Source organism: Chitinophaga sp. Cy-1792, assembly GCF_011752935.1.
In the GTDB taxonomy this organism is placed as follows: Bacteria; Bacteroidota; Bacteroidia; order Chitinophagales; family Chitinophagaceae; genus Chitinophaga.
The window spans coordinates 1-321 of record NZ_VWWO01000030.1; the positions used below are offsets into that span (position 1 = coordinate 1).

A 321-nucleotide genomic window follows, 5' to 3' on the forward strand; every position below is an offset into this window, starting at 1 on the left:
ATAAAGTAGTGATAAAAGCATTGAACATACCCGGCACAAAGTGCAGGCAGCTCACCTGATGACGCGCAATCAACGCACGTAAACGTTCCGGTGCACCGATATCATCTTTATGGCACAACACCATACGCGCGCCCCAACACAGCGGCAGGAACAATTCCCATACCGATACATCAAAGGTGAAGGTGGTCTTCTGCAGGATGATGTCTGCTGCACTAAACTGATAGTGCTGCCACATCCACTCCAATCTGTTTACCACGCCACGATGCTCCAGCATACAGCCTTTCGGCCGGCCAGTAGAACCAGAAGTATAGATCACATAAG

General features: G+C 49.8%; 1 protein-coding gene. It reads right to left on the bottom strand.

The genetic code is table 11. The features are described 5' to 3' along the window. Positions 1-321, bottom strand: a 321-nt coding sequence (locus F3J22_RS30340) for an AMP-binding protein (protein ID WP_167021748.1), incomplete at both ends; no start/stop codon positions are given.